The organism is Xanthomonas sp. JAI131 (assembly GCF_013410075.1).
GTDB classification, from domain to species: Bacteria; Pseudomonadota; Gammaproteobacteria; order Xanthomonadales; family Xanthomonadaceae; genus Xanthomonas_A; species Xanthomonas_A bonasiae.
On the sequence record NZ_JACCCN010000003.1, the window covers coordinates 705,202 to 728,741 of the forward strand.

18 protein-coding genes are annotated in these 23,540 nt (G+C 71.2%); 10 read left to right on the forward strand and 8 right to left on the reverse strand.

Features of this window, described 5'->3' with window-relative positions; translation table 11 throughout:
- Together HDC36_RS16145 and HDC36_RS16150 are read left to right on the forward strand one after the other, a co-directional pair.
- A complete protein-coding gene (locus HDC36_RS16145) occupies positions 1 to 351 on the forward strand; it encodes an SH3 domain-containing protein (protein WP_179569239.1) in 351 nt (116 codons plus the stop codon).
- Positions 348 to 1,778: a dihydrolipoamide acetyltransferase family protein gene (locus HDC36_RS16150; protein ID WP_179569241.1), complete on the forward strand. Its 1,431-nt coding sequence runs from the start codon at positions 348 to 350 to the stop codon at positions 1,776 to 1,778. The genes HDC36_RS16145 and HDC36_RS16150 overlap by 4 nt, the downstream gene beginning before the upstream one ends.
- A gap of 46 nt (positions 1,779 to 1,824) precedes the next feature.
- Here HDC36_RS16150 and HDC36_RS16155 read toward each other — a convergent pair whose 3' ends face one another.
- Positions 1,825 to 2,517, reverse strand: a complete 693-nt coding sequence (locus HDC36_RS16155) for a hypothetical protein (RefSeq protein WP_179569243.1) — start codon at positions 2,515 to 2,517, stop codon at positions 1,825 to 1,827.
- Positions 2,518 to 3,224: 707 nt separating this feature from the next.
- Between HDC36_RS16155 and HDC36_RS16160 the strand changes: the two genes are divergently transcribed.
- Complete coding sequence (locus tag HDC36_RS16160; RefSeq protein WP_179569245.1) at positions 3,225 to 4,799, forward strand: M4 family metallopeptidase; 1,575 nt, start codon at positions 3,225 to 3,227, stop codon at positions 4,797 to 4,799.
- A 421-nt stretch (positions 4,800 to 5,220) separates the two neighbouring features.
- A complete protein-coding gene (locus HDC36_RS16170) occupies positions 5,221 to 6,489 on the forward strand; it encodes a DEAD/DEAH box helicase (protein ID WP_179569249.1) in 1,269 nt (422 codons plus the stop codon).
- A gap of 260 nt (positions 6,490 to 6,749) precedes the next feature.
- On the opposite strand, the gene HDC36_RS16175 is transcribed toward HDC36_RS16170, so the two are convergent.
- Positions 6,750 to 7,073, reverse strand: coding sequence for a DUF6172 family protein (locus HDC36_RS16175; RefSeq protein ID WP_009584587.1), 324 nt, complete (start codon positions 7,071 to 7,073; stop codon positions 6,750 to 6,752).
- 198 nt (positions 7,074 to 7,271) lie between these two features.
- Between HDC36_RS16175 and HDC36_RS16180 the strand changes: the two genes are divergently transcribed.
- Entirely contained in the window at positions 7,272 to 8,033 is a 762-nt protein-coding gene (locus HDC36_RS16180; RefSeq protein WP_179569251.1) for an SDR family NAD(P)-dependent oxidoreductase, read from the forward strand.
- A 486-nt stretch (positions 8,034 to 8,519) separates the two neighbouring features.
- Here the strand turns inward: HDC36_RS16180 and HDC36_RS16185 are convergent, their stop codons facing one another.
- A complete protein-coding gene (locus HDC36_RS16185; protein WP_179569253.1) occupies positions 8,520 to 9,155 on the reverse strand; it encodes an NAD-dependent dehydratase in 636 nt (211 codons plus the stop codon).
- Between the two features lie 389 nt (positions 9,156 to 9,544).
- Here HDC36_RS16185 and HDC36_RS16190 point away from each other — a divergent pair, with 389 nt between their 5' ends.
- Complete coding sequence (locus HDC36_RS16190; protein ID WP_179569255.1) at positions 9,545 to 10,471, forward strand: carbohydrate kinase; 927 nt, start codon at positions 9,545 to 9,547, stop codon at positions 10,469 to 10,471.
- 427 nt (positions 10,472 to 10,898) lie between these two features.
- Positions 10,899 to 12,509, forward strand: a complete 1,611-nt coding sequence (locus HDC36_RS16195; RefSeq protein ID WP_179569263.1) for a GGDEF domain-containing protein — start codon at positions 10,899 to 10,901, stop codon at positions 12,507 to 12,509.
- A gap of 75 nt (positions 12,510 to 12,584) precedes the next feature.
- Here the strand turns inward: HDC36_RS16195 and HDC36_RS16200 are convergent, their stop codons facing one another.
- Both HDC36_RS16200 and HDC36_RS16205 read right to left on the reverse strand, forming a co-directional pair.
- On the reverse strand, positions 12,585 to 13,514 hold the full coding sequence (locus HDC36_RS16200) for a DUF808 domain-containing protein (RefSeq protein WP_179569265.1): 930 nt from the start codon (positions 13,512 to 13,514) through the stop codon (positions 12,585 to 12,587).
- Between the two features lie 132 nt (positions 13,515 to 13,646).
- Positions 13,647 to 14,411 carry a DUF808 family protein gene (locus HDC36_RS16205; RefSeq protein ID WP_179569267.1) on the reverse strand — a complete coding sequence of 255 codons (765 nt, stop codon included), beginning with the start codon at positions 14,409 to 14,411 and terminating at the stop codon, positions 13,647 to 13,649.
- 149 nt (positions 14,412 to 14,560) lie between these two features.
- Between HDC36_RS16205 and HDC36_RS16210 the strand changes: the two genes are divergently transcribed.
- Positions 14,561 to 16,189, forward strand: coding sequence for a dihydroxyacetone kinase subunit DhaK (locus HDC36_RS16210; RefSeq protein ID WP_179569269.1), 1,629 nt, complete (start codon positions 14,561 to 14,563; stop codon positions 16,187 to 16,189).
- A gap of 610 nt (positions 16,190 to 16,799) precedes the next feature.
- On the opposite strand, the gene HDC36_RS16215 is transcribed toward HDC36_RS16210, so the two are convergent.
- Positions 16,800 to 17,960: a hypothetical protein gene (locus HDC36_RS16215; RefSeq protein ID WP_255432765.1), complete on the reverse strand. Its 1,161-nt coding sequence runs from the start codon at positions 17,958 to 17,960 to the stop codon at positions 16,800 to 16,802.
- A 181-nt stretch (positions 17,961 to 18,141) separates the two neighbouring features.
- Between HDC36_RS16215 and HDC36_RS16220 the strand changes: the two genes are divergently transcribed.
- Positions 18,142 to 19,833 carry an AarF/UbiB family protein gene (locus HDC36_RS16220; protein ID WP_179569271.1) on the forward strand — a complete coding sequence of 564 codons (1,692 nt, stop codon included), beginning with the start codon at positions 18,142 to 18,144 and terminating at the stop codon, positions 19,831 to 19,833.
- Here HDC36_RS16220 and HDC36_RS16225 read toward each other — a convergent pair.
- Positions 19,830 to 20,222, reverse strand: a complete 393-nt coding sequence (locus tag HDC36_RS16225) for a hypothetical protein (protein ID WP_179569273.1) — start codon at positions 20,220 to 20,222, stop codon at positions 19,830 to 19,832. The genes HDC36_RS16220 and HDC36_RS16225 overlap by 4 nt on opposite strands.
- Before the next feature lie 132 nt (positions 20,223 to 20,354).
- On the opposite strand from HDC36_RS16225, the gene HDC36_RS16230 reads away from it, so the two are divergent.
- The gene (locus HDC36_RS16230; RefSeq protein ID WP_179569275.1) at positions 20,355 to 21,017 is read left to right on the forward strand and encodes a TIGR02466 family protein; all 663 of its coding nucleotides are present in this window, start codon (positions 20,355 to 20,357) and stop codon (positions 21,015 to 21,017) included.
- Between the two features lie 69 nt (positions 21,018 to 21,086).
- Here the strand turns inward: HDC36_RS16230 and HDC36_RS16235 are convergent, their stop codons facing one another.
- Positions 21,087 to 23,474, reverse strand: a complete 2,388-nt coding sequence (locus tag HDC36_RS16235; RefSeq protein WP_179569479.1) for a DUF3772 domain-containing protein — start codon at positions 23,472 to 23,474, stop codon at positions 21,087 to 21,089.
- Between the last annotated feature and the right edge of the window lie 66 nt (positions 23,475 to 23,540).

The window sequence follows — 23,540 nt, forward strand, 5'->3', positions numbered from 1 at the left end:
ATGCAGGCGCGCCTGCTCAGCGACTACCGCGCCGCCTACCCGCACCCGATCCGCTTCGCCGCCGGCGAGCGGGTGGTGCTGGGCGTGCGCGACGAGGAATGGCCCGCCTTCGTCTGGACCACGACCGCGGCCGGCAACGCCGGCTGGGCGCCGCTGGCCTGGCTGCGCGCCACCGGCGACGGCCACGCCGAAGCGCTGCGCGACTACGACGCGCGCGAACTGGATGCCGTGCAGGGCGACACCGTGACCCTGCACTACGAATACGGCGACTGGTGGTGGGCCGAGCGCGCCGATGGCGTGCAGGGCTGGCTGCCGGCGCGCGACCTGGAACTGCTGGAAGAGACCACATGAGCCAAACCAAGAACTTCAATCTGCCCGACCTGGGCGAAGGCCTGCCGGACGCCACCATCGTCGAATGGTTCGTCAAGGAAGGCGACACCATCCAGCTCGACGAGCCGCTGGTGTCGATGGAAACCGCCAAGGCGGTGGTCGAAGTGCCCTCGCCGGTGTCGGGCAAGGTGCTGAAGCTGGCCGGTGCGCCGGGCGACATCGTCGTCACCGGCAGCATGCTGGCGCAGTTCGCGCCCGACGCCAGCATGCCGCAGCGCGCCGAAGGCCAGGACACCGGCCACCACCACGGCGGTCCCGCGCCGGCCAGTCCCGACAAGGGCGCCGGCGCCGATGCGCCGGGCGACAACGACCGCGTCATCGCCTCCGACACCGGCGGCGAACTGCGCGACGCCGACGCCGACGCGGCGCCAGGCGATGGCGCACGCGACGACGCCGGCACCGTGGTCGGCGCGATGCAGAGCTCCAACGCCGTGCACAGCGAGCGCACGGTCTCGGTCGGCGGGGTCCGCGCGATGCCGGCGGTGCGCGCGCTGGCAAAGAAACTGGGCGTGGACCTGGCACGGGTGCGCGCCAGCGGCGGCGACGGCGCAGTGACCCTGGCCGACGTGAAGCAGGCCGCCGCCGACGGTTCGGCCGTTGCAGGAGCGGCTTCGGCCGCGACCGCACGCCCGCCGCAGGTCGCGGCCGAAGCCGCTGCTGCAACGGCGCCAGCGCCTGCAGCGCCCTCACGCACGCCGCTGTCCGCCACCGGCAAGCCGATGCGCACGCAGCCGCCCGGCCCCGCCGCGCACGGCCAGCCCGAGCCGCTCAAGGGCGTGCGCCGCAACATGGCGCGGGTGATGGCGCAGGCGCATCGCGAGGTGGTGCTGACCACGCTCAACGACGACGCCGACGTCCACGCCTGGGCCCCGGGCAACGACATGACCGTGCGCCTGGTGCGCGCGATCGTCGCCGCCTGCCAGGCGGTGCCGGCGCTCAATGCCTGGTTCGACGGCGACGCGCTGACCCGCACCCTGCACGCGCAGGTCGACATCGGCATCGCCGTGGACACCGACGACGGCCTGTTCGTGCCGGCGCTGCGCAATGCCGACATGCTCGACGCGCGCGGCATCCGCGAAGGCGTCAACCGCCTGCGCCAGCAGGTGGAGACGCGCAGCATCGCCGCGTCCGAACTGAGCGGCTACACCATCTCGCTGTCCAACTTCGGCATGTTCGCCGGCCGCTACGCCACCCCGATCGTGGTGCCGCCGTGCGTGGCGATCGTCGCCGCCGGCCGCGCCCGCCACCAACTGGTGCCGGTGATGGGCGGCGTGGAAACGCACAAGCTGCTGCCGCTGTCGCTGAGCTTCGACCACCGCGCCTGCACCGGCGGCGAAGCAGCGCGCTTCCTGCGCGCGATGATCGACGATCTGGCCCTGCCGGGCTGAGCGAACTGCGCCGCCGCCTCGCGACGAGGCGGCGGCGCTGCCCCCATCAGTTGCGCTCGTCGAAGGCCTGGATCACCTGCAGCGCCACCTCGGCCACGCCGCGGGCCTGCTGCAACTGCACCAGCGCCGCATGCGCGGCCTCGACCGAGCCGTAGCCGATCACCGCGCTGCCGTCGATCGCCGAGGCGTAGACCAGGGTGCCGCCGGTCCTGTGCGCCAGCGCTTCGACCACGGCCGGCGTGGTCCCGAACAGCTTGAGCTTGGGCGCGACCAGCACGGTCTGCTCGGTCAGCTCGTTGATCGCCGCGGCCAGCCGTTCGTCCTGCCTGGACGGATCGCGTGGTGCCGGCGCCGCGTTGCGCGCATCGCGCCCGAGCAGGATCGCGTACGGACCGATCTGCGCCACCACCCCGTCGGCGGCAGGCAGCGTGCGCCGATCGCGCAGGCCAGCGTCGGCACGCAGTCGCACCACCGCGCCAGGGATCAGCCGATAGGTGGAATGACCGAAGCTGAAACGCGCGCCGGTGGCTGCCTGCCGCAGCGCCCGGATATCCGGCGCCTGCGCCGACAGCGGCGGCGCGGCCAGCACGACCGCGGCAAACGCCATCCCCAGCACGCGGCGCGCGAGGCAGCCACGCAGGCGATGGCGCGCCGCGGCGACGGACGAACGCCGCGGCCGGGACGCGCGTACCGCCGCGGCGAATGCAGCCGAGATCGGCCGCAGGAGCGAAGAGGTCATGGCGTTGCGATCCCCGGGGGAAGGAAAGACACGCGTCGGCACCAGCAACGCACCGACGAAACGCGGCCGATATATAGCAATCCGGCGTTCGCGGCGGCAATCGCCAATGGTCCCAACAGTGACTTGCCACGCATTTTGGATCGCCCATGTCTACCGATTAACTGCACTCCCACCGCGAAGGCCGTACGCCAGCGTTTTACAGTACGCGAAAGTACGTAAATCAAGCTTCCGCACTGTGCGCGATTCGCCGGAAAACGGCTGATTTTTCGCACGTTTTCTTGACCTCCCCAGGACTCGCCCCGCTCTCGCCGCAGCGCTGCTTGCACTCCTGCCGGCAGCACCTCCCATACGGACGAAACGCAGCCCGATTATCTTTTTCAGTGCTTGTACGCACTAACCTTTATGTGCGTTTGGCGCAGTCGCAGCCCACACCGTCGACGCCACCCGCTCCGCACGCAGCGCCATGCGTCGTAGCGCCCTGGCGCGCGTGCGAGTCGCACATCCAGCTTCCCATCCCAAATCGAACGCCTGAACAAACGCTGTCTACCACGGCCCGTAACCGCGTCGTTATGGTCGTTGCCAGGGGGACGGCACCGCGCCATTGGCCGCAACGCCGACGCACTTCCGCACACAACCGCAACCACCCGTGGCCGCCATGCGCAGCCGCGCCGGCACGACATTCCCTATCACTTGCGAGGAACTCGAAGATGCCCCAGTCCATCCGCCGCCACCGCCCGCTCGCGCTGCTGTCGCCGTTGCTGCTCGCCCTCGCCGCCGCCTCCGCCACGGCCGCCGAGCGCGTGGACCTGCACGGCAAGGATCTCGGCACGCTCAACGTGCAGTACAAGGCCGCCACCACCAGCCTGGGCGGCGTGCCTGCCGCGGCCGCGGTGCGCCATGCCGAACTGATCGGCCTGGATGCCGAGTCCGCGCTGAGCCTGCTGAGCAGCAGCACCGACGACGACGGCACCGTGCACAGCCGCTACCAGCAGACCTTCCGCGGCGTGCCGATCTGGGGCGAACATGTCGTGGTCAGCGAGCGCAGCGACGGCAGCGTGCGCAGCCTGTTCGGACGCTCGGTGGCGGGCCTGGCCAGCGAGCTGCCGGCCACGACCACCGCGGCGGCCAGCGCGTTGCTGCCGGCCAACCGCGCACTGGACGTGGCCAAGCGCGCCGCGCTCGGCGAGGCGCTGGCCGCGCGCCGCATCGAGCGCGCGCAGGCGCCGCAGATGATCTACCTGGACGACGACGACCGCGCGCACATGGCCTACGTGGTGTCGTTCTTCGCCGATGCGCCGCAGGGCGGCGCGCCGACCCGGCCGTTCGTGATCGTCGATGCGCGCAGCGGCGCGATCCTGCGGCAGTGGGACGGCCTGACCACCCGCGACGCCACCGGCCCCGGCGGCAACGCCAAGACCGGGCAGTACGAATACGGCACCAGCGGCAGCATCCACGGCTTCCTCGAGGTGGACGACAGCTGCCGCATGCAGAACAGCACGGTCAAGTCGGTGAACCTCAACGGCGGCACCTCCGGCAGCACCGCCTACCAGTTCGCCTGCCCGCGCAACACCTACAAGGCCATCAACGGCGCCTATTCGCCGATCAACGACGCGCACTACTTCGGCGGCATCATCGAGAAGATGTACCGCGCCTATGCCGGCGTGGCGCCGCTGAGCTTCCAGCTGGTGATGCGGGTGCACTACAGCACGCGCTACGAGAACGCGTTCTGGAACGGTTCGACGATGACCTTCGGCGACGGCAACACCCGCTTCTATCCGCTGGTCAGCATCGACGTCGCCGGCCACGAGGTCTCGCACGGCTTCACCGAACAGAATTCCGGCCTCACCTATTCCGGCCAGTCCGGCGGCATCAACGAGGCGTATTCGGACATCGCCGGCGAGGCGACCGAGTACTACCTCAAGGGCAGCAACGATTTCCTGGTCGGCCCGGAAATCTTCAAGTCCAACGGCGCGCTGCGCTACATGGCCAATCCGCCGCAGGACGGCTCCTCGATCGACAACGCCGCCAACTACCGCAGCGGGCTGGACGTGCACTACTCCTCCGGCGTCTACAACAAGGCGTTCTACAAGCTGGCCACCACCTCCGGCTGGAACACGCGCACCGCCTTCGAGGTGTTCGCCCGCGCCAACCGCCTGTACTGGACCCCGAGCACCAGCTTCAACAGCGGCGCCTGCGGCGTGCGCACCGCGGCCAGCGACCTGGGCCGCTCGGTGGCGGCGGTGACCGCCGCGTTCAGTGCGGTCGGCGTGACCTGCCAGTAAGCGCGGCGACCGGCACTACCCGCCGCACGGCCATCCCGGACAGGATGGCCGTGCGGCGGCGTGGCAACGCGGCATTGCAGGCACGTCCGCGCACCGCGCCATCGCGCGTGTCCATGGCGAATCGCCTGTGCATGGAGTTGCCGCGCACGACCGGTTCGGCGGCGATCAAGCACGCCGCAAGGCTTTCCATGCGTCGCCTTGCCTGCAGCGGCGGCGATCGCGACCGCTTCGCGCATGACGCCAGGGCATGCCGCAGCTGTCCGCTGCCCTGACCGAACGTCTCTCCAATGGCGGCAATCGGACATCCGCAGGCGCGTACGCCTCGCATAGGCGTGCGGCTGCGGGTAGGCTGCGCGGCTACGTCCGCCGCGGAGCACCGCGACGGCATCGGTTCCGCCGCCCTCCTTCTGGACCTCGCTGCATGCCATTCGCCACGCTGGGCCTCGCCCCCGAGCTGCTGCCCGCGTTCTCCCGCGCGCTCGACGCCGCCGGCTATACCGCGCCCACCGCGATCCAGGCACAGGCGATCGCGCCGATCCTGCGCGGCGACGACCTGCTGGCCTGCGCCGCGACCGGCTCGGGCAAGACCGCCGCGTTCGCACTGCCGCTGCTGCAGCGCGCGGCGCTGGCGCCGGCCAGCCGCCGCGTGCGCGGCCTGGTGCTGGTGCCGACCCGCGAGCTGGCCGCGCAGGTCGGCGACACCCTGCAGGCGCTGGGCCGCTACCTGCCGCGGCGCGTCAAGGTGGTCACCGTCGCCGGCGGCGCCTCGATCAATCCGCAGATGCTGAAGCTGCGCGGCGGCGCCGACATCGTCGTGGCCACCCCGGGCCGGCTGCTCGACCTGGTCGCGCACAACGCCGTGGATCTGGGCGCGGTGGGCATCTTGGTGCTGGACGAAGCCGACCGCCTGCTGGCGCTGGGCTTCGAAGCCGAACTGGGCCGGATCCTGGCGTTGCTGCCGCGGCGCCGGCAGACCCTGCTGTTCTCGGCCACCTTTCCGGCCGAAGTGGAGGTGCTGGCGCGGCGCCTGCTGCGCGGACCGCGGCGCATCGGCGAGGACGCGGCCGCCGCGGCCCCGGCGACGATCCGCCAGCGCGCGATCGAGGTCGACAGCGCGCAGCGCACCGCGCTGCTGCGGCACCTGCTGCACAGCGAGGCCTGGCCGCAGGCGCTGGTGTTCGTGGCCAGCCAGCGCGGTGCCGACAACCTGGCCGAGAAGCTCGGCAAGGCCGGCGTGCTGGCGCAGCCGTTCCATGGCGAGCTGAGCCAGGGCCGCCGCAACCAGGCGCTGGCCGGCTTCAGGAGCGGCCAGGTGCAGGTCCTGGTCGCCACCGACGTGGCCGCGCGCGGTTTGGATATCGCGCAGCTGCCGGTGGTGGTCAACTACGACCTGCCGCGCGCCACCGCCGACTACACCCACCGCATCGGCCGCACCGGGCGCGCCGGCGCCGACGGCCTGGCGGTGAGCTTCGTCGACGCGGCCAGCGAGGCGCACCTGCGCCTGATCGAAAAGCGCCAGCAGCTGCGCGTGCCGCGCGAGCGCGTCGCCGGTTTCGAACCGACGCAGACGGCCGCGCCCGCCGCCGCGACAGCGCCGCAGACCGGCGGCATCAAGGGCAAGCGCCCGAGCAAGAAGGACAAGCTGCGCGCGGCGACTGCGCAGGGCGGCGCGCTGCCTGCGAAGGAGTGACCGCGTTCGCGGCGCTGGTCGCGGCCGGTAGCGCGAGATGCGCGCGCTATTGCGCGCAATGGCGGTTGCGAGCGATCCGATGCATTGCGCGCGCCGATCCTGTCGGTCGCGGCTGAAGCCGCTCCTACAGGAGCTGGCCGGCGTCACTGTAGGAGCGGCTTCAGCCGCGACACCAGCCGAACGCCCCCGCATCGATCAGCGCGGCCGATGGCCCGAAGGCCACCTGCCTCCGCTCCGGCAGGGAGCGGCGCCGCCCACGCTCAATCGTCGAACGGATCGGCCACCGCGGCATCGCCCTGCGGTCGCGGCGTGCGCTTGCCCGGCTTGCTGCGGATTTCCACGTAGAACTGGGTGCCGCCCGTCGCGACCAACGCGTCGATCGAACGCAGCAGCTCGGCCGGCGGCACCACCGCGGCACTGGCTTCCTCGGCGCCGAACAGCGTGTCGAAGTCCCAGTAGTCGGCGCCGGCCGGCAAGGTCTTGCGGCGTTCGCGGCGGATGTACTTGCGGATGTCGTGCTTGCTGGCGTCGAGCAGGCGGTCGGGGTGCTTGCCTTCGATGCGGAGCTGGTAGGTCTTCTTCACTGCGGGGAGGATCCTGAAAAGAGGGAACGCGGCGGCCGGCATGCGCGGCGCTGGCCGCGGGCCGCGGCGCGCGGGCAGGCCTGCGGCCGGCGGCCTGCATGCGCGGCGGGCCGCCATGGTGCCAGAACCCGGCCCCGCGCTGCGGATTGGCCGATAATCGGTGCCCGGCGCATGCCGGCGCCGCCGCAGGAGTTGCCGATGACCGACCCTTCCGCCTTCGCGGGCTACCGCATCCTCGTCGCCGGCGCCAGCCGCGGCATCGGCCTGGCGATCGCCGACGCCTTCGCCCGCCGGGGCGCCGCGCTGGCGATCTGCGCGCGCAATCCCGCCGGCCTGGCCGAGGCGGCCGAGCAGTTGCTGCGCCACGGCCATCCGGTGTCGCGGCTGACCTGCGACCTGGCCGATCCGGCGCAGATCCAGCGCTGGGTGGCGCACGCGGCCGACACCCTGGGCGGCATCGACGTGATGGTCAACAACGCCTCCGGCTACGGCCATGGCGACGACGACGCCAGCTGGCAGGCCGGGTACGACATCGACCTGATGGCCGCGGTGCGCTGCAACCGCGCCGCGCTGCCGCTGCTGCGCGCCAGCCACCGCGCCTGCATCCTCAACATCAGCTCGATCAACGCGCTGCGGCCGACGCCGCGGGTGCCGGCGTACTCGGCCGCCAAGGCCGCGCTGAACTACTACACGACCACCCTGGCCGCGGAACTGGCGCGCGAACGGATCCGGGTCAACGCGATCGCGCCCGGCTCGATCGAATTCCCCGGCGGGCTGTGGGACCAGCGCCGCGCGCAGCAGCCGGAGCTGTACCGGCGCATCCGTGCCGCCATTCCGTTCGGCGACTTCGGCGCGCTCGAGGACGTCAGCAACGCCGCTCTGTTCCTGGCCTCGCCGCAGGCGCGCTGGATCACCGGACAGGTGCTGGCGGTGGACGGCGGGCAGTCGCTGGGCGCCTGAGGGGTAAAAGCCGGGAATGGGGAATGGAGAATCGTGGAGCGGGCGCGCGATCGCGCTGAGCGTTGCGATCCAACCGCGCTTCGGAGTTGGCTGAACCACGGGAGGAGGCGCTTGCCCCCCTTTCGGGATCGGCCCCGGCGCTGCCTGGAATCGGCAGGTCCACCGCTTCGTTCGCCGCCACTGATGGCCCGGGGGCATGTCATCCACCCCCAAGCAGATCGCGCCGCGCTTGCGCATGCACGAGTCAAGGAAGAGCGAGACAGCGCGGAACATGCTCCAGCCTGGGCGATGACGTAGCGCCGGGGGGCGCGCAAGCGCGACGCAACCTGTTCGTGAAGCGATGACACCACCAGGGCCTATTCACGCGATCGGGATAGGCCACACGGAGTCGCTACCGCAGGGGCGTGCCACGGTTTGCCGAGTGCATTGCGGAAGGAACTCCGGGTGACCGTGGGCCGTCAGTTCCGACCGGTTCCGCAGCCACGATCATTCCGCCAGCTGCGCCGCGTCCACCACCTGCACCCCGGCGCGCGGATGCAGGGCGTGTTCGACCAGCGCGGCGGCGATGCGTTCGGCGGGGTTGATCCGGTAGCGCCGCGGCAGCAGCGGCCCAAGCATCCCGAGCACCATGGCAGCGGCGCGCTCGGCCGCGCGCGGTTGCGCGCGCTCGCCGCCGATCAGGCCCGGGCGCACCAACGCGAGCGACGGATAGCCCAGCGCCTGCAGGTCGCGCTCCAGTTCGCCCTTGACCCGGTTGTAGAACAGGCGCGAGCGCGGATCGGCGCCGAATGCCGAATTCAGCGCGAACGCGGTGGCGCCGTGCTGCCGCGCCAGCCGCGCGATCGCCAGCGGATAGGCGTGATCGACGCGGCGGAACGCCTCGCGCGAGCCGGCCTGCTTCATCGTGGTGCCGAGCGCGCAGATCGCCGCGTCGGCCTGCCACCACGGCGCCTGCGCCGGCAATTGCGCGAAGTCGACCAACGGGTTGTCCAGCTTGGCATGCACGACATCCAGCGCGCGCCGGGTCGGCGCGACCACCGCGCTGCACTCCGGCGCGGCAAGCAGCTGCGCCAGCACATGCGAGCCGACCAGGCCGGTGGCACCGGCGAGCAGGATCTTCATCGGAGCGTCCTTGGAGGCTGGCGAGGGAAGCGGCGACTATCGCAGGCGCGGCGGCAAGGCGCTGTCGGCACGGCGCCTGCGGCCGGCTTACAGATCCATGAGGCGCTTCGCGGCCGTCCCCTCGCCCCAACCCCGCTCCCGGTGGGAGAGGGGCTAACGGCTGTTCCTTCTCCCGTCGGGACCATACCCCCTTTGCGGGGGAAGGTGCCCTGCAGGGGCGGATCAGGGTACGGGCGCGACCTCGCACCCTCCGACACAAAGGCAGCGCGCGTGCACAAGCGCCCGGATCCCGCGGCGCCGCACATGGTCGCCGCGCTGCGGCTTGTACGCCACAATAGCCGCCCATCGCGCCGCGCCGGCGCCGCTGCAGCCAACCGAGGAGCCGTTCGATGTTCGTGGTGTGTGGAGAGGCCCTGTACGACATCTTCATCGACGGCTATGCCGGCACCTCGGTCGGCATGACCGCGCGCCAGGGCGGCTCGCCGTTCAACGTGGCGATCGGCCTGGCCCGGCTCGGCACGCCGTCGGCGCTGTTCACCGGCCTGTCCACCGATCCGCTCGGCCGCCAGCTGCGCAGCACCCTGGAACGCGAAGGCGTGGCGCTGCAGCACTGCATCGACAAGCGCGAGGCGACCACCCTGGTGATGGTCGCGCTGGACGCGCAGGGCGTGCCCAACTATTCGTTCTACGGCACCGGCTGCGCCGACCGCGCGCTGACCGCGGCCGACCTGCCGGCGCTCGACGCCACGGTCGGCGGCCTGCATTTCGGCTCCTACACCCTGGTCGCCGAGACCACCGCCAGCACCTTCCAGGCCCTGGCCGAGCGCGAACGCGCGCAACGGCTGATCTCGCTGGATCCGAACGTGCGGCCGACGGTGGAACCGGACATGGCGGTGTGGCGCGCACGGCTGGCGCGCTGGATCGCGCTGGCGCACGTGGTCAAGGTGAGCCAGGAAGACATCGAGCTGCTGTATCCGCAGCAGGACCCGTTCACGGTCGCGCGCAGCTGGCTGCAACAGGGTCCGTCGCTGGTGGTGATGACCCTGGGCGGCGACGGCGCGGTGGCCTGGCGCGGCGACGCCGAGGCGCGCGTCGCCGGCCGCGCGGTGCAGGTCGCCGATACCGTCGGCGCCGGCGACAGCTTCCAGGCCGCGCTGCTGCACCAGCTGCCCGACCTGGCCGCGCTCGCCGCGCTGGACCCGTCGGCACCGGCGCTGCAGCGCCTGCTGGACTTCTGCGTGGCCGCGGCGGCGATCAACTGCACCCGCGCCGGCGCCAACCCGCCCAGCCTGGACGAGGTCCGCGCCGCACTCTAGGGCGCGTCATCGAACCCCGCGCAGGTCGCGTGGGGTCTGTTCGGGGCGCCAGCCCGTGCTGCACGGCGCAGCGCCCGACGGGCGGCCAGGCACCGGCCGGCACCCGACCGCCGCACCCCGCCAGGCCGCGCCGGCTGCGCGCCCGCGGCGCTACGTCGCCGCCCGGGCGTTGGCATTTCCACGCGTTCCCGCCGCCCCTGCCTCGTGCGCGCGCAAGAGCGGCGCGATGTGGGATCGGCCGGCGGCACTTGGCCGCATGCGCGGCAAGAACGCGGGCAAGTGGACATCCGCCCACGCCGGGGCGATGGTAGGGCGTCCGCCGCCGGCTCAAGCGCACGCCGCCAGCGCCGATATCCTGTTCCTGAGTGTCGTCATGGGCGCCGCGGTTGCGGCGGGGCGGTGCGTTCTATTGGGAGGAAGCATCCGCATGCCGGATCAACGCGACGAGCCACCCGTCGGCGGACTGCGCAAGCTGTTGTCGCCGCGTCGCCGTGAACCGGCGGCGCCGGCCACCTCTGCGGTGGCGCCACGCGGACATGGCCATGCCCGTGCGCATGGCCATGGTGCCGCGCCTGCGGCGCCGGGCGAGCACGCCGATCCGGCCGCGGCCACCGCGGCGCTGATCCGCCTGTTCAACCACGCCCACCAGCCGCTGGAACTGCTGGTCGCCTTCGCCGACGGCATGGCCGGCCTGCACGGCGAACTCGGCGACATGGGCCGGCGCCTGCAATCGGCCGCCGCCAGCGGCGACTGGCCCAGCTACGGCCGCGCGCTGCGCCAGCTGATCGACAAATACATCCGCACCATCGACGTCGGCGATCCGCTGGCCGGGCCCAGCGACCCCGAACGCCTGCGCGACCTGCTGCGCCAGGCGATCGCCGGCGCGCTGGCCTCGCTGCTGCACAACCTGCCGGAACTGGCCAACGAATCGGAGGCCACCGGCGAGGCGCTGCGCCAATGGCGCCCGGGCCTGCCGCTGGAGCCGGTGGCGCAGCGCGTGCGCGAGCTGTGCCACCAGATCGCGCTGCGCGCCAGCGACAGCCAGGAGCAGCAGACGCTGTTGCTGGGCCTGTTCGACCTGCTGCTGGAAAACGTCGGCGAACTGCTCGACGACACCAGCTGGCTGCAGGGCCAGATCGCGGTGGTACGCGACATGATCAGCGGCCCGCTGGACCGCTATTCGATCGAGGAAGCGCGCGGCAGCCTGCGCGAGGTGATCTACAAGCAGGGCCTGCTGAAGCAGGGCATCGCCGAATCCAAGGAGGCGATGAAGGACATGATGGTGTCCTTCGTCGAGAACCTGGACGGCATGGCGATCAGCACCAGCGAGTTCCACGACCGCATCGCCGACTACTCGCAGACCATCCGCGACGCGCGCAGCATCGCCGACCTCAACCGCCTGCTGCAGGAAGTGCTGCAGGACACCGGCCACGTGCAGCAGCAGGCGCTGCGCGCGCGCGACCACCTGATCGCCGCGCGCCAGGAAGTGGACGCGGCCGAGCAGCGCATCCTGCGCCTGGAACAGGAACTGCAGGACGTCAGCGGGCTGGTGCGGGTCGACCAGCTCACCGGCGCCCTCAACCGGCGCGGGCTGGACGAACTGTTCGTGCGCGAACTGGCGCGCACCGAGCGCAGCGCGCAGCCGCTGTGCGTGGCGATGCTGGACCTGGACGATTTCCGCAAGCTCAACGAGACCTACGGCCATCCCGGCGGCGACGCCGCGCTGCGCCACGTGGTCGAGGTGGCGCGCACCACGCTGCGCGGCAGCGACGCGATCGCCCGCTACGGCGGCGAGGAATTCCTGCTGCTGATGCCCGACTGCACCATCTTCGAAGCGTCCGCGGCGGTGACCCGGGTGCAGCGCGCGCTGGCCCAGCGCGCGGTGGTGCACGAGGACCAGCGCGTGTTCGTCAGCTTCAGCGCGGGGGTGGCGATGCGCCGCGCCGGCGAAACCCAGGACGTGCTGGTCAAGCGCGCCGACCGCGCCCTGTACGAGGCCAAGAAGGCGGGCAAGAACCGGGTGGTTTCAGCGGATTAGCGCGCCGGTGCCGCCGGCGCGGGAATGGAGAATCGGGAATGGGGAATCGCAACAGCGCGATCCGCCGAACCGCTCTTACGATTCCCTATTCCCCTTTCCCGATTCCCGGCTTCCACGCAGCTTCTGAAACAGCACCACAGCCCCCAGCACCAGCGCGCCGGCGACGATGCCGACCAGCGCGTTGCCCAGGTTGAGCACCACGCTGCCCCAGGCGCCCTGCGGCGCGATGCCTTCGAGGGCGTGGTGCAGCGGGCCGATGCTGTGCACCAGGATGCCGCCGCCGACCAGGAACATCGCCGCGGTGCCGGCGATCGACAGCACCCGCATCAGCCACGGCGCCAACCACAGGATGCCGCGGCCGATCGCCGCGGCGGCGGCGCCCTTGCGGGTCAGGTACAGGCCGAGGTCGTCGAGCTTGACGATGCCGGCGACCAGGCCGTACACGCCGACCGTCATCGCCAGCGCGATCGCCACCAGCACCATGATCTGCTGGGAGAACGGCACTCCCGCGACCACGCCCAGCGACAGCACGATGATCTCCGCGGAGAGGATGAAATCGGTGCGGATCGCGCCCTTGATCTTGTCCTTTTCCAGCGCGACCACGTCCACCTTCGCGTCGGCCAGCGCCTGCAGCTGCTGCGCATGGCGCTGCGCGTCCTCGTCCTTGGAATGCAGGAAGCGGTGCGCCAGCTTCTCCACGCCCTCGAAGCACAGAAACGCCCCGCCGATCATCATCAGCGGGGTGATCGCCCACGGCAGCCAGGCGCTGATCGCCAGCGCCGCCGGCACCAGGATCGCCTTGTTGAGCAGCGAACCCTTGGCCACCGCCCACACCACCGGCAACTCGCGGTCGGCGTTGACCCCGGTGACCTGCTGCGCGTTCAGCGCCAGGTCGTCGCCGAGCACGCCGGCGGTCTTCTTCGCCGCCACCTTGGTCAGGATCGACACGTCGTCGAGCAGCGAGGCGATATCGTCGAGCAGGGTGAACAGGCTGGCGCCGGCCATGTGGGGATTCCATTCGGGGGTGAGCGGGGATTCTCGCCGATTCCGCCGCGCGATGGGCCGGCGGCGGCGGATCGGCCGGCGCGGTGTGCCCCGGTCGGTGCCGGCAAGCGCCGCGCGGCCCGCATTGCGCTACTAGATCAGGCTGTGGTTGGTGGAGGCGGATGAGCGAAACCCGTTCACCGCGCTGGTCACGAGCGCCACGCCGAGCGCGAGCGTCGCCACCAGGCCGAACCACGACAGCCCGCGCAACAGCCACGGCGCCAACGACAGCAGGACCCGGCCGGGCAACGCGACGCGACCGTGTTCCTCGCGCCCGGCCAGGTCCAGGCCCAGGCCGGCGAGCAGGACGACCCCCGCGATCGGCGCGTACATGACCACGGCGAGCAGGAACGCCGCCAGCACGATGAAGAGCACGCGCTCGACCGGGGGAAAAAGGAACGCGGCCAGACACGCCAGGGCGATGCACTGGGTCGATACGACCAGGTCGGTGCGCACCGCGCCCTTGAGCGCGGCCGCGATCCGCGCAGCGCCGTCCTGGCCGCGTTCGGCAGCCGGACGCCGCCATGACGACGCCACCCGCTCCAGGCCTTCGTAGCATTGGTAAGCGCCACACAGCTGTATCAGTGCCATGAGCGTCCACTCGAGCACGTTGTCGTAGTTGTCTGTGAGCAACGGCGGCCACGGCAGCAGCGCGCAGAGCGCCAGCAGCGCCAGCAGCGCCAGCACCAGCAGCAGCTTGCCGCGCAGCCCGCGCTGGAACACCGTGCCGAGCAACGACCAGGCGCGTGCGATCTCCGCCTCGGCCGCCAGGCGCGTGCCCACCGGCGCCTGGCGTGCCGCGTCGTCCAACAGGGACGCCATCGCGTCGAACAGGGTGAACAGGCTGCTGCGGGCCACGTGTGCTCCTGCCGGAAAGGTCGGTGCCAGCGGGAATTCTCGTCGATTCCGCGGGCCCGGTGCGTGATCGCCGCCGCCGGGCCTCAGCCGCGCATAACGCCGGCTCGGCTAGCGTACGCGGCAGACACCTGCCACCGCGAAGGACCCCCATGGACCAGTTCCTCACCGCCCCGCGCGCGATCGTCGACGACGTGCTCGACGCCGTCGCCGCGCTGCAACCGCTGCTGCGCTCGGACCCCGCCAGCGGCACCCGCATCGTGCTGCAGGCCGAGCGCGATCCCGCCCAGGTCGCGGTGCTGTCCGGCGGCGGCGCCGGTCACGAGCCGGCGCATGCCGGCTTCGTCGGCCCGGGCATGCTCAGCGGCGCCATCGCCGGCGACCTGTTCGCCTCGCCGGGGGTGGAGGCGGTGCTGGCCGCGATCCGCGCCTGCGCCGACGCGCCCGGGGTGCTGCTGGTGATCAAGAACTACACCGGCGACCGGCTCAACTTCGGCCTGGCCGCCGAGCGCGCCCGCGCCGAAGGCATCGACGTGGCCAGCGTGCTGGTGGCCGACGACATCGCCCTGCCCGATGCCGCACAGCCGCGCGGCCTCGCCGGCACGGTGCTGGTGCACAAGTACGTCGGCCACCTGGCCCGCGAGGGCGTGGCGCTGGCCGAGCTGGCGCAGCGCGGCCAGGCCTTCGCCGACCGCCTGCTGTCGCTGGGCATGGCCCTGTCCAGCTGCACCGTGCCCGGCCAGCACGCCGGCCGCCGCGCGCCGGAGCTGGGCCTGGGCATCCACAACGAACCGGGCACGCGCAAGGTGCAGCCGGCCTCGGTCGAAGAGGCGCTGGCGCTGGTGCTGGACCCGCTGCTCGAACAAGCCGATGCGCGCTATGGCGCCGATGCGCCGCTGCTGCTGATGCTCAACGACCTGGGCGGCTGCTCCACCCAGGAACTGGGCGTACTGACCCGGCTGGCATTGCAGCGCATCGGCACCGAGCGGATCGCCTTGATGACGCTGCCGGCGGCGCTGATGACCTCGATGGACATGCACGGCTTCTCGATCACCCTGGCGCCGGCCGACACCGACGTGCTCGCCGCACTGCGCGCGCCGGTGCAGACCCTGGGCTGGCCCGGCGTGCGCGTGCCGCACGCACCCACCCACTTCGCGCCGGCGCTATTGCGCAGCGACGCGCACCGGCACGGCGCCCGCGACCCGCAACGCGGCGCGGCCCTGGCGCGGGTCGCGCAGGCGCTGATCGGCGCGCAGGCGGAGCTGGACGCGCTCGACGCGCAGACCGGCGATGGCGATGCCGGCAGCACCTTCGCCGCCGGCGCCCGCGCCCTGCAGCAGGCGCTGGACGAGGATGCGTTGGCGACCGGCGCGGCCGCACCGTTGGCGCACGGCCTGGCGGCGGCGATCGAGCGCAGCATGGGCGGTTCCAGCGGCGTGCTGCTGTCGATCCTGTTCACCACCGCCGCGACCGAACTGGAGGCCGGGCACGGCTGGGTGCCGGCGCTGCAGGCCGGCGTGGCGCGGATGCAGCACTACGGCGGCGCGCAGCGCGGCGACCGGACCATGCTCGACGCGCTGCTGCCGGCGCTGGAGGCCCTGGCGCGCGGCGGCGGCACCGACGACGCGGCGCGCGCGGCACGTGCCGGCGCCGATGCCACCGCGCAGCTGAGCCAGGCCCGCGCCGGCCGCTCGGCCGCGGTGCCGGCGGACGCGCTGCGCGGCGTGGTCGATCCAGGCGCCGAGGCGGTGGCGCGCGCCTTCGCGGCGTGGGGCCGGTGACCGCCGGGAGCGCCCTCTGCCAGACGGGCGCGAACCTGTAGGAGCGGTTTCAACCGCGACGAACGGAGCTGGCCCGTTGCCTGGCCTCGGACGCAGTCGGGACTGAAGTCCCTCCCACAGTGCACCCACCCGGCGCGCGGCAGATCCCTGTGGGAGCGACTTCAGTCGCGACGAACGGAGCCGGGAAACGCGACGGCTTCGCGACCTGAGGCCAACGCTGCCGTTTTTTTGTAGGAGCGGCTTCAGCCGCGACAGGCTCTACCGAGACTGCCTGTCGCGGCTGAAGCCGCTCCTACAAGGAACTGCGGTGCGTGGGTGCCGCGGGCAAGGAACTGCGGTGCGTGGGTGCCGCGGGCGTCGATGCTGCGGTGGCGCGCGCCTTCGCGGCGTGGGGCCGGTGACCGCCGGGAGCACCCTCTGCCAGACGGGCGGCGAACCTGTAAACGGAGCTGGCCCGTTGCCTGGCCCCGACGGCTTCGCGACCTGAGGCCAACGCTGCCGCTTTTTGTAGGAGCGGCTTCAGCCGCGACAGGCTCTGCCGAGACCGCCTGTCGCGGCTGAAGCCGCTCCTACAAGGAACTGCGGTGCGTGGGTGCCGCGGGCGCCGATGCTACTGCGCCGCGGCCGCCGCGGCAGCCCGCAGCGCTTGCGCCACCGCCTGCAGCGATCCATGCGCCGAACCGGGCTGCAGCGCCAACGGCTGAGTCTTGCCGTGCACGACCACCTCCATCCGCTGCGGCACGCCCTTGGCGTCGCCGACGATGCGATAGGTGGTGGCGGCGCGGGCGAAGCTCAGCGTGTGCCGCGCGGCATCGTAGGCGAAGGTTTCCTCCTCGCCATCCGGATACAGCAGTTCCACCTGCTGCTGCGCGCCGATCGCCGCGTAGTACGGCGTGCCGGACGCGCCGTCGCCATCGTTGGCGAACACCACGATGCGCTTGCCGGACGGCGCCAGGCGGAATTCGAGCAGGATCTTGCGGGTGCCCAGCGCCGTGCCGCCCTCCTCGTCCCACAGGTAGTGCTCCTGCGCCACGCGCTTGCCGCCCTGGTCGCGATAGCGCGTTTCCTGGGTCAATCCCGGCCCCTCGGCCCTGGCGTCGTCGACCAGCTCGCGCTGCAGCAACGGCTTGCCGTCGCGCACCGTGTACACCGCGAATTGGTGCCAGCAGCAGCCATCCTTGGTCATGGTGTGGATCTCGCGCGCCTTCGCATCCACCTGGAACAGGCCGCAATTGCTCTGCGCCAGTTCGGTGAACTCCGGGCTCGGCGCGAAGCCATCGGCGGTACCCAGGTACACCTGGTACGACGGGCCGTGGTAGCAGCTGTTCTGCCCGTCCATCAGCGCCAGGTCCTTGATCCCGTCGAAATTGAAATCGTCGTAGATCAGCACGCTCTGCTCGCCGTACGGCAGTTGGTGCACGTTGGCCTTGACCTTGCCGCCTTTGGCGTCGGTGTCCAGCACCAGCTCGGGCGAGGCCACCTCGATCAACGGCGTGGTGCCGCCGCGCGCGAACACACGAATGATGCCGGGGCGGAACACCTCCTCGCTCGCCTCCACCTCCAGCGTCGCCCGGTAGCGGTCGGAAAAATCCTGGACCTTGTAGGTGACGTGTTCGCTGCCGGCGAACGCCTGCGCGTCGAAACCCTCGTCGGCATGGCGATCCGTCTCCGCTGCCGCCGTCGCCGACACCAGCGCCCCCAGCAAGACCAGGCCGCAGCGCCACACGGCACGCATGGGAACGGGAACGGCGCGCGCGGAGCGAAACAGCATGACGAATCCTGGGTAGCGGCAGCCTGTGCCTGAACGCGGAAGTCTAGAGCAGCCGCCGCACTTGCGCCGGCACGCTCCGCGCCGGTCGCCAATGCCGCCGCACCGCCGGCGGATTCACCGGGCGACGACCCCGCCCCGGCCACACTGGCCACCGCATTCCCTGCCTACCTGGAGCCTGACCTTGAGCGCGACGCCCGACGCTGCGGAGACCACGCAGGTAGTCGGCGGCCTCAGCCGCCGTACCCAGATCCTGCGCCTGCTGCTGCGCTACCGCAGTTCCGGGGTGTTCTCCGGCATGGACATGGACGCCGCCGACGGCGTGCACGAACTGCCGCCGGAAGGCACGCCCGAGCAGTTCGTCACCGACCTGGAAGCGCTGGGCCCGACCTTCGTCAAGCTCGGGCAGATGCTGTCCACGCGTCCGGACGTGGTGCCGCCGGAATTCGCCACCGCGCTGGAGCGGATGCAGGAAAACACCGCGCCGATCCCGGTGGAACGCATCCGCGAGATCGTCGAGGCCGAACTCGGCGTGGCGGTCAACAAGGCCTTCTCCGCGTTCGACGACACGCCGCTGGGCACCGCCTCGCTGGCGCAGGTGCACCGCGCCGCGTTGCGCGACGGCACGCCGGTGGCGATCAAGGTGCAGAAGCCGGAGGTGGCCGCGCAGGTGCGTTCGGACCTGGAAGTGCTGAAGAGCTTCGCCAGCGCCGCCGACAAGCTGACCGGGCTGGGCCGGCGCATCCGCTTCGCCGACTGGCTGGCCGAGTTCGGCAAGGCGCTGCTGGCCGAGCTGAACTACGAAGCCGAAGCGGAGAACCTGGCGCGCTTCGGCGAACACCTCAAGCCGTTCCCGCAGCTGTGGGTGCCGCAGCCGATCTGGGACCTGAGCAGCCGCAAGGTGCTGACCATGCAGCTGGCCGAAGGCGTGCGCGTGGACAAGATCTCCGGGCTGCGCCGCACCGAGCAGCCGATGGACGATCTGGCCGCGGCGCTGGTGCGCGGCTACCTGGACCAGATGTTCGTGCACGGCGAGATCCATGCCGATCCGCATCCGGGCAACCTGCGCGTGCTGAGCGACGGGCGCCTGGCGATCTTCGACCTGGGCATGGTCGCGCACGTGCCGCCGAAGCTGCGCGAGCGCCTGCTCAAGCTGCTGTTCGCCGCGGTCGATGGCCGCGGCGAGGAAGTGGCCGAGGAAACCATCGCGCTGAGCACGCGCCTGGAGGACTTCGACGAAGACCGCTACCAGCGCGAGACCGGGCAGATGATCGCGCGCTACGCCGCGCACGACGCCACCTCCGAAGGCCGCGTGGTGCTGGACCTGGTGCGCATCGCCACCGCCTACGGACTGCGCACGCCGCCGGAACTGAGCCTGCTCGGCAAGACCCTGCTGAACCTGGAAGCGGTGTGCCGCGCGCTGTCGCCGCACCTGGACACGCGCAGCGTGGTCGAGGACCAGCTGCAGCACGTGATGCGCGCGCGGCTGAAGAAATCGCTGTCGGCGGCGAACCTGGCCAGCGAGGCGATGGAGATGCAGGCGCTGCTGCGCGAGGGCCCGCGCAAGCTGTCGGACATCCTGTCGCTGGCCGCCGACAACCGCCTGCAGGTGCGCGTGGCCGGGCTGGAAGAATCGCGGCTGATGGAAAGCCTGCAGAAGATCGCCAACCGCGTCGCCGCCGGCATCGTCACCGCCGCGCTGATCCTGGCCTCCACGCAGATGATGCGCATCGACACCGGCGCCAAGCTGTTCGGCTATCCGGCCATCGCGATGGTGCTGTTCCTGCTCGGCGTGGCGCTGGGCCTGGGCATCGTCGCCAGCGCGGTGCTGTTCGACCGGCGCGCGCACGCCCGCGAAGAGCGCGGGCGGCGCTAGGCCGCGCCGCCGATGCCCGTATAGGTCGCGCCGGGTTTGTCGGGTCGCCAGCCGGTGCGGCGCTGCTTGTCGCCTGAGACCCGCGGCCAGGTCGCGCGCCGCCGGATGGCCGCCAGATGGCCGCCAGATGGCCAACGGCGGGCAAGCACGGCAGCGGCGCGCCGGCGCAGGCGCGCCCCGCAGCACGGCCCATGCATGGGCACGCCGTTCGCCTCCTTCCTTTTGCCGCATCCGCTGAAAAGCGTGGCGCGACCTGCACGAGGCCCGGTGACACACGCCACCGGAATGATGCCGCTAGACTGAGGTCCGGCGTCTTGCTGCGTAGCGGTTTCGATCGCGACGACCGTTGCGGCTTCGCGTGGATCAATGCGCAGCAGATCAACGCTCATGGACGAAGGAGCAAAGCGGCCTGCGCAGGCGCGATGGGAAAACGGCATTTCCCATGCCATGCGAAGAAGCGCCGGCAAAGCCGCAAGGCTAACGCATCGAAAAAACGTCAGTAAATATCAGAAACTTCGATCATGTCACTGCATCCGAAACGCGTTGTCCCTGAGCAGATCAAGATCCACCGGCTGTTTGCCACACCCCTGGCTCAAATCGCGCATCCAGCGGCCGAACGCCTCAATCAAGCGCTGAAAGAGGAGATCGAACGGAACAGGGCCGACAATCCGGCGGGCGTGCGCCACAGCAATTCAGGGGGATGGCAGTCCAGTGCGGACTTCAACGCGTGGGGCGGCGAAGGCTCCATGGCGCTGACCGCGTACGCCACGGAGTTGGCCTACGCGTTGACCGCCGTCTACCATCCGGAGCACGGCTTGGTCGTGCCCGAGTTCGAGTGGAAGATAAACGCATGGGCGAATGTCAACAATGCCGGGGATTCGAACGCGCAACACGCGCATCCCGGCGCATTCTGGTCGGGTGTCTACTGGGTGGATGACGGTTGCGACGATGGCCAGGAGGCTGGCGGAGAACTCCAGTTTCTCGACCCCAGAGGGGTCATGCCCTCGCTCTACAACCCGGAACTCAAGATCCGGATCGCGGGCTGCCTGAGTGCCGGGTTGACGACCTCCATCGCGCCCGAGAGCGGCACGCTGGTCATGTTCCCTTCCTGGCTGCTGCACTCGGTCAGCGTGTTTACGGGGTCGCGGCCGCGCATCTCGGTCGCGTTCAACTTCAGCGTCTGAGCGAACGCACCCGGCCCCGGTCGGGCAGCGCGGCGGACCGGCATAGAGTGAAAGCGCCGCCGCCCGCGCTCACGGCTCCTTGCGCAGCAGCCGCACTTCCTGCGGCGATTCCAGCGCGATGCCCTCGTCGGCCAGGCGCTGCAGCAAGCTGAAGAACAGATCACTGCGGATGCCGTAGACCAGCCGCGGATTGCCGACGTAGGCGAAACTGTTGAGGGTGACGTGGCCGCTGGCGATGGAATCGATGAACACCGACGGCGCCGGCTCCTCCAGCACGCCCGGATGCGCGGCATAGAGTTCCAGCAGCAGCGCGCGCAGCTTGGCCATGTCGGTGCCCAGCGACACCGCGAACTGGATCTGCACCCGGCCCAGCGGTCCGGCCAGGGTCATGTTGCGCAGGGTCTTGGTGATCAGCTCGGAGTTGGGCACGATCAGCGTGGAGCGGTCGCCGACCTGGATCTCGGTGGACCGCACGCTGATCTTGCGCACGTCGCCTTCCTGGTCGCCGATCTTGACCCAGTCGCCGATCTTGACCGGGCGCTCGGCCAGCAGGATCAGCCCGGACACGAAGTTCTGGATGATCGACTGCAGGCCGAAGCCGATGCCCACCGACAGCGCGCTGACCACCAGCGCGATCTGCGCCACCTCGATCCCCGACGCCGCCAGCGCGCACAGCGCGGCCAGCAGGATGCCGACATAGCGGGCCACGGTGCTGACCGAATTGCGCGAGCCGTCGTCCAGTTCGGTCTTCGGCAGGTAGGTCTCGGTCAGCCAGCCATGGATGTATTGCATCGCCAGCAGGCCCACGCCCAACACCAGCGCCGCGCGCAATACGGCGCCCGGGTACAGGTGGCTCTTGCCGATCGGGATGCCCTGCGACAGCACCGAGAACCAGTCGGTGATGGTCGAGACGTTGGTCCCGAACGGGATCAGCAGTGCGCCCACGCCGATCAGCAACAGGCACACGCGCAGCACCGCCGAGGTCAGCACCCCCGCCTGCTCAAGGCGGCTGGCGCGCACGCCGAACGCCCCGTTGGCGGCGCGGCCGATGCGGCCTTCGCTGGCGAACAGCCACAGCGCGAAATCGTCGGCGAAGGTCATCAGCAGGCGGATCGCGCCGACGATCATGGTGATCCAGATGATCTGCCGGGTGATGAACAGGCCCAGGTACAGATAGCCCAGCAGCGACGCCAGCAGCGCCACCACCACCGCCACCCGCACCAGCACCCCGACCAGCGCCAGCGCGCCGCCATGCTGTCCCGGCGGCGGCGGCTGGCCGTTTTCCAGCGCCTGCGCCGCGGCCTCGGCGTACTGGCGCCGGCGCAGCCGCGACAGGCTGGTCAGGATCGCCAGGATCAGCACCGCGTACGCCAGCGCGATCACGCCGTCGGCGGCCACCGTCGCCGAGGCGCTGGTATGGCTGGCGCGGTTGATCACCAGCAGCATGCTGCTGACCCAGGCCAGCGTCGCGGTCGCCCAGGTGTACTTGCGCAGGCGCCGCGCGGTGGCGTCGTCGATCGGGAACAGCCGCCACGACGGCTGGTTCGGCAACAGCACGCTGGCGCCCAGCGAGCCCATGAACGCGGCGGCGAAGCTGTACACCACGAAGCCGCGCAGCACGCTCTCCAGCGTGGTCGGCACCGCGCCGATACCGCGCAGGCTCTCGGCCAGCACCAGCGCGGCCAGGCCGGGGGTCAGCGTGCCCAGCAACAGGAACCACAACGCCAGGCCGGAGCGGCGCAGGCGGCTGCCCGGCGCGCGCGACATCGCGTAACGCTTGCCCAGCCAGCGCAGCAGGTAGCGCAGCGGGAACAGCAGCACGAACGCGATGGCCAGGCCGATGCCGAGCGCGCCGGCGCCGTTTTCGGCGATCGCGTCGTCCAGCGCCTTTGCGCCCACTTGGTACAGGGCGAGCAGGCGATCGCGGTCGCCGGGGAAATCGCTGGCGATCTGCCGCCACAGCGACGGCGACAACGGCGAGGTCGAACGCAGCGACAGCTCCTGGCTGAAGTGCTCGGCCTGCACGTTCTCGATTTCCTCGCCGAGCTGCTTGGCCTCCACCGCCAGCAGCTTGCCGCGCTTGATCCCCGAATCCAGCGGCGCGCGCTGCTTGGCCAGGTCCTTGCGCTGCGCGGCGATGTCCTTCGCCTCGCCGTCCGCCGCCGGGCCGAGCTGCTGCAGCCGCGCATCGACCTGGGCCAGCTGCGGGGTCAGCGCCGCGACTGCGGCCTCGGCATCGCGCTGCGCATCGGCCACCTGCCCGATCAGCTTGCGCAGCGACTCCTGGTCGTCGGCGTTGTCCACGCTGCGCCGCGCGTCCTGCAGGGTCTGCTCGGCGCCGCTCAGCAAGGCCTGCGGGTCGGGCGCCTGCGGCTCGTCCTGCGGCTGCGCGCTCGCCGCCGCGCTCAGGCATAGGAACAGCAGCAGTAGCGAACGGCGCAACAACGGCAGCAGCACGGCGGAACGGGAAGGCAGGCGCACGCGGGGGACCGGCAGTGAAGCGCGGACCACCGCGCGTGCGGC

Bases quoted from the DNA above. Each gene is read 5' to 3' on its own strand.
- HDC36_RS16145 (WP_179569239.1), top strand. From the start codon at position 1: ATGCAGGCGCGCCTGCTCAGCGACTACCGCGCCGCCTACCCGCACCCG.
- HDC36_RS16150 (WP_179569241.1), top strand. From the start codon at position 348: ATGAGCCAAACCAAGAACTTCAATCTGCCCGACCTGGGCGAAGGCCTG.
- HDC36_RS16155 (WP_179569243.1), bottom strand. From the start codon at position 2,517: ATGACCTCTTCGCTCCTGCGGCCGATCTCGGCTGCATTCGCCGCGGCG.
- HDC36_RS16160 (WP_179569245.1), top strand. From the start codon at position 3,225: ATGCCCCAGTCCATCCGCCGCCACCGCCCGCTCGCGCTGCTGTCGCCG.
- HDC36_RS16170 (WP_179569249.1), top strand. From the start codon at position 5,221: ATGCCATTCGCCACGCTGGGCCTCGCCCCCGAGCTGCTGCCCGCGTTC.
- HDC36_RS16180 (WP_179569251.1), top strand. From the start codon at position 7,272: ATGACCGACCCTTCCGCCTTCGCGGGCTACCGCATCCTCGTCGCCGGC.
- HDC36_RS16185 (WP_179569253.1), bottom strand. From the start codon at position 9,155: ATGAAGATCCTGCTCGCCGGTGCCACCGGCCTGGTCGGCTCGCATGTG.
- HDC36_RS16190 (WP_179569255.1), top strand. From the start codon at position 9,545: ATGTTCGTGGTGTGTGGAGAGGCCCTGTACGACATCTTCATCGACGGC.
- HDC36_RS16195 (WP_179569263.1), top strand. From the start codon at position 10,899: ATGCCGGATCAACGCGACGAGCCACCCGTCGGCGGACTGCGCAAGCTG.
- HDC36_RS16200 (WP_179569265.1), bottom strand. From the start codon at position 13,514: ATGGCCGGCGCCAGCCTGTTCACCCTGCTCGACGATATCGCCTCGCTG.
- HDC36_RS16210 (WP_179569269.1), top strand. From the start codon at position 14,561: ATGGACCAGTTCCTCACCGCCCCGCGCGCGATCGTCGACGACGTGCTC.
- HDC36_RS16215 (WP_255432765.1), bottom strand. From the start codon at position 17,960: ATGCTGTTTCGCTCCGCGCGCGCCGTTCCCGTTCCCATGCGTGCCGTG.
- HDC36_RS16225 (WP_179569273.1), bottom strand. From the start codon at position 20,222: ATGAGCGTTGATCTGCTGCGCATTGATCCACGCGAAGCCGCAACGGTC.
- HDC36_RS16230 (WP_179569275.1), top strand. From the start codon at position 20,355: ATGTCACTGCATCCGAAACGCGTTGTCCCTGAGCAGATCAAGATCCAC.